5 protein-coding genes and 1 pseudogene are annotated in these 3,924 nt (G+C 23.6%); all 6 read right to left on the bottom strand.

Annotated features, from left to right (window positions below; translation table 11 throughout):
* Positions 1-220: pseudogene (locus OYV_RS03345) on the bottom strand (DUF2963 domain-containing protein); the annotation flags it as partial.
* Between the two features lie 3 nt (positions 221-223).
* On the bottom strand, positions 224-712 hold the full coding sequence (locus OYV_RS03340; protein ID WP_042068274.1) for a hypothetical protein: 489 nt from the start codon (positions 710-712) through the stop codon (positions 224-226).
* A 293-nt stretch (positions 713-1,005) separates the two neighbouring features.
* Positions 1,006-2,031, bottom strand: a complete 1,026-nt coding sequence (locus tag OYV_RS03335) for a Rep family protein (RefSeq protein ID WP_236620279.1) — start codon at positions 2,029-2,031, stop codon at positions 1,006-1,008.
* Positions 2,032-2,844: 813 nt separating this feature from the next.
* Positions 2,845-3,159, bottom strand: coding sequence for a single-stranded DNA-binding protein (locus OYV_RS03330; protein WP_042068273.1), 315 nt, complete (start codon positions 3,157-3,159; stop codon positions 2,845-2,847).
* 23 nt (positions 3,160-3,182) lie between these two features.
* Positions 3,183-3,740, bottom strand: coding sequence for a hypothetical protein (locus tag OYV_RS03325; protein WP_042068272.1), 558 nt, complete (start codon positions 3,738-3,740; stop codon positions 3,183-3,185).
* Positions 3,740-3,924 (bottom strand): DUF2963 domain-containing protein (locus OYV_RS03320; protein ID WP_042068271.1); only part of this gene is annotated, 185 nt, incomplete at its 5' end. The genes OYV_RS03320 and OYV_RS03325, both read right to left, overlap by 1 nt.

Below are 3,924 nucleotides of genomic sequence, written 5' to 3'. Positions count from 1 at the left end.
CTTTTTTTATCTTACTCATAATTTTATTATAGGTTTCTTGTTCTTTTTGAATATCACTTTTTGAGTTTAAATTATGTTGACTTGGAGTTTCAATTTTAGATTGAGGTTTATTAAAAGCTAATAATAAAATGATTAAAAAAACAAGAATAACTCCAGTAATAAATAATCCCCAAATGATAAAGATTTTATTTTTTGATTTTGTTTGATTATTGGTTTTCATAATTTAACCTCTTTTTTGATATTTATTTTCAAATGGTTTAATAACATTTTGTTTTTTTTGTAAATTAAGTTTGTATTCTAAATTATTTATCTTTCTTTGTAAATTAATCAAATCATTATTAGATTTAACTGGTTGAACTATTGGTTCAACAGGTGGTTGAGATTTAATAAATAATTTAAATATTAAATAAAAGAAATAATATATTCCTAAAAGAAAATATTTAATTGGATAATAAATAGTATATTTTATTAATTTTTTTATAATGTTAAAAATAGAACCTAAAAAACATAATAAAGTGATAAAGACTAAAATGTAAAATATAGATAAAACGAAACTAATAATTATTCCAGTACTATTTAATAAATTATCAAAACTACAATCTTTAATAGCAATTATATTGTTAAAAGTGGTTTTAAGAAATGTTATAATATAAGTAACAAAGGCAATTAATTTATCAATTAATTGATTTGTTGTTAAATTGAATATCTGCATGAATAATGCATCCTTTCATGATAGTTATATAAATCGTTTCTTTTGGCGGAGAGTGGATTTATATAACTATTTTTTTTATATATTTTAATGTGAGCTTTAAATAACAAAAATGACCCTACATATATGTCATCTGACAAACATATACATAGAGTCATTAATAATTTTAACATTTATTTTATATTAAAATTTAATAATAATGTTTTTTTGTCAGATGAATACACTTATATTATATCAAAAAACCTAGGAAAATACACATAAAAAAAATTAAAAAAACATTTAATTATAGAAATAATTTAAATATTTTTATCTACATCTACATTTAAAACTTTTTTTAAACGGTTTTTTCGTTCTTGTTCGTTTAATTTTTTTATTTGAAATTCATTTAATAAAGTATTAGGTTGTTTATAAAGTTCATTATATTTCTTATCAACATCATCCCAATCACTATAATAAATATATTTTGAATCTATTTTAATATGAAACTTACAACGACGTTTTAATTGAATAATACTTTCATCTTTATCTTTGAAAATATCATCAAAAAAATCATCAATACTTTTAATAGTAGTAATAATAATTAATTGACATTCTAAAACTTTATTTTTATAACGACTTTTAACTGATGATGCAGTATTGTTATCTAACATTTTTATTAAATCAGATAAACCTAGGCAATAAGAACGTAGGTCATCTAAAATAATACATTCCTCACCGCAATAATCATCTAAAATATCATTACTACCAGATGAAACATAAGCATTATAACCTTTATCTTTGGCTATTTTTTTGGCAAGAGTAGATTTACCTGAACCACTCATACCAGTTATAAAAACACATTCCATTTGTCTAACTTTCTTTTTTAAATCTCTAATTCTAAACTTAAATGCTTTTTCTATTGCAGCAGAATAGATATTATTTTCTAGAATATTAATATTATCATTTATATTGTATTCTTTAATTTCTCCTGAATCTATTTTAAGTAAAATATCTTTTAAGCGAGCATCCATTTTATATTTTCTGTTAAAAATATCTTGTTGAGCTTCTGATTTCCAATCAAAATTACTAACTACTTCTTTTTCATCATATTGATGTTTATCAGACCTATTAGCATGAATCATATACATTAAGGCATCACTAAATCTACCTTTTATTTTGGAAACAAAATTATCCTCAGTATTAAACCATTGAGCGATATTTTTTGTATCATGTGAATAATTAAATCTTAAATATATATGGTAATGAGGAGCTTTTATATCTCCTACTTTTTTACCATTCAATTGAGCCTCTTTATCATTTTGATAAATATCTTTATCATGCAAAATATAGGCATAATTTTGAATGGCTTTTTTTTAGTTTCTAAAATAGTTTCTATTTTAGTTTTAGTAATTAAAGTTTTATTAATAACAAGTTCGCAGATTCTTAATTTCATTTTATTAGATTCCTTTTAATATTTTTTAATTGACTCTCCAACCTACTCCTTTACCGATACTCACGGCAAAGGCGGTTGGTTCGTTCTCGCTACTCCTTACCTGATAGTTCACAGGTAAGGCGCTCGTTATTATTATAATATATATTTTCTCCATTAATACATAAAAAAACGGAGAATAAACAAATTAAATATTATTAAAAAAAATCTAACAAAACAATATAATTCGTTCTCCATTTTCTCCCTACCATATAGACAAGCCCTATATGGTAGGGAAATGCTGAGGATTTTATATGTTTTCTCCATATATATATATATAAGGTTAGCCAAAAACAATTAAAACCAAGGAAATACCTAACAAATTAAAATATAAAATTATGACCTTATATATTACGAATCTGCGAAAAACATATATATAAGGTCATTAATAATTTTAACAAATTTATTTATTATAAAACCCCCTAAATCCCCAAAGGGGACTTTATAGGAGGAGGGTAAGAGTTAATTCTTAATATGCATCGGCTGGCCGCCTAATTCGCTCTGCTCGTCTTTGAATACTTTTATACTTAATTTAATTTAAAATTGAATATAGATATAAAATAAGGCGTTTTAGAGGTATTATAAAATTGATAAATTGATTAAAATTAACATTCCGCGCAATTGAGATTTTATATTTTTAAAGCCCCTAAACTAATAGGGGCTATTTTTATTTATCTTTGCTATCTAAAAAGATAACTCTTTGAACTATTACTTTAGTTGAGGTTTTATTTTCTCCATCACTATTAGTATATCTTTCAACTGATAAAGATCCTTCTACATATATTTTTGAACCTTTATGAAGATACATAAACATATTATCTGCTTGGTTTCTAAAAATAACACATGGAATAAAATTAACTTTATCTTTATTATTAACAGCTATACTAAAATCTAATTTAGATATTTCACCCTCATTAGTATTAATAGTTGTTGGTTCTAGATCATGAGTGATATTACCGATTAATTGAACTTTATTTAACATTTAAATTCTCCTTTCTATTTAAATTAAAGTAATAAAGCAAGAGGAGCTGCAATTGGACCTACAGAGGCAAATATGGGTGTTAGAACTACACAACTAATAACAACTGCACCTGTAGCTAAAATTACTACTGAGATATCTTTAACTAATTGATTATCATCATTTAATTGTTCAGATGGAACTTCAGATGAAACAAAATCTTTTTGAGAAAATTGAATCATTTGCTCATCCATACTTTTACTAAGTTTATGATAAAGATCATTTTGAACCTTAGGGTCAAAGAAATCTAAATTATTTATTGGTTGAGTTTCTTTTTGGTTTAAAACTTGTTTTTGTAATTGTTTGTTTTTTAATTGTTTTAATTTTTTTAATTCAGTTAATAATCTAACAATATTTTTAACCTTATTTGTATCATAAATATATTGAGTTTGATATTGATATTGTTGCTGAGTTGATGAAGTTGATTTGGGTTGTTTAAATAATTTAGGTAATCTTAAACCTAAAAGGAATAAAAGAATTAAAAGAATAATTGCAATAAAGATAGTCCAAATTATTAATATTAATTTTCTTTTTTTATTCATCATTAATAATTTATAACTTCTTTAACAGTTCCGTCTTGGTTGTAATATGTTGTTTTTAGATAATCGCCTGTATCTTGATCCAATTCTGTAATTTGATTAATGGTTCCATCGGGGTTCCAAATAAATTTTGGAGGATATTTAAGTGATGGATTTTGTTGTTGCATTGGTTTTGTTAAATCATCAATTT

It is taken from the genome of 'Chrysanthemum coronarium' phytoplasma (assembly GCF_000744065.1).
In the GTDB taxonomy this organism is placed as follows: Bacteria; Bacillota_I; Bacilli_A; order Acholeplasmatales; family Acholeplasmataceae; genus Phytoplasma; species Phytoplasma asteris.
Note: the sequence above shows the minus strand (reverse complement) of the source record. Positions and strands in the feature narration are given on the sequence as shown.

What these genes read in the sequence shown, in the direction of transcription:
- OYV_RS03330 (WP_042068273.1), bottom strand. Translation starts at nt 3,159, where the DNA reads ATGTTAAATAAAGTTCAATTAATCGGTAATATCACTCATGATCTAGAA.
- OYV_RS03325 (WP_042068272.1), bottom strand. Translation starts at nt 3,740, where the DNA reads ATGATGAATAAAAAAAGAAAATTAATATTAATAATTTGGACTATCTTT.
- OYV_RS03340 (WP_042068274.1), bottom strand. Translation starts at nt 712, where the DNA reads ATGCAGATATTCAATTTAACAACAAATCAATTAATTGATAAATTAATT.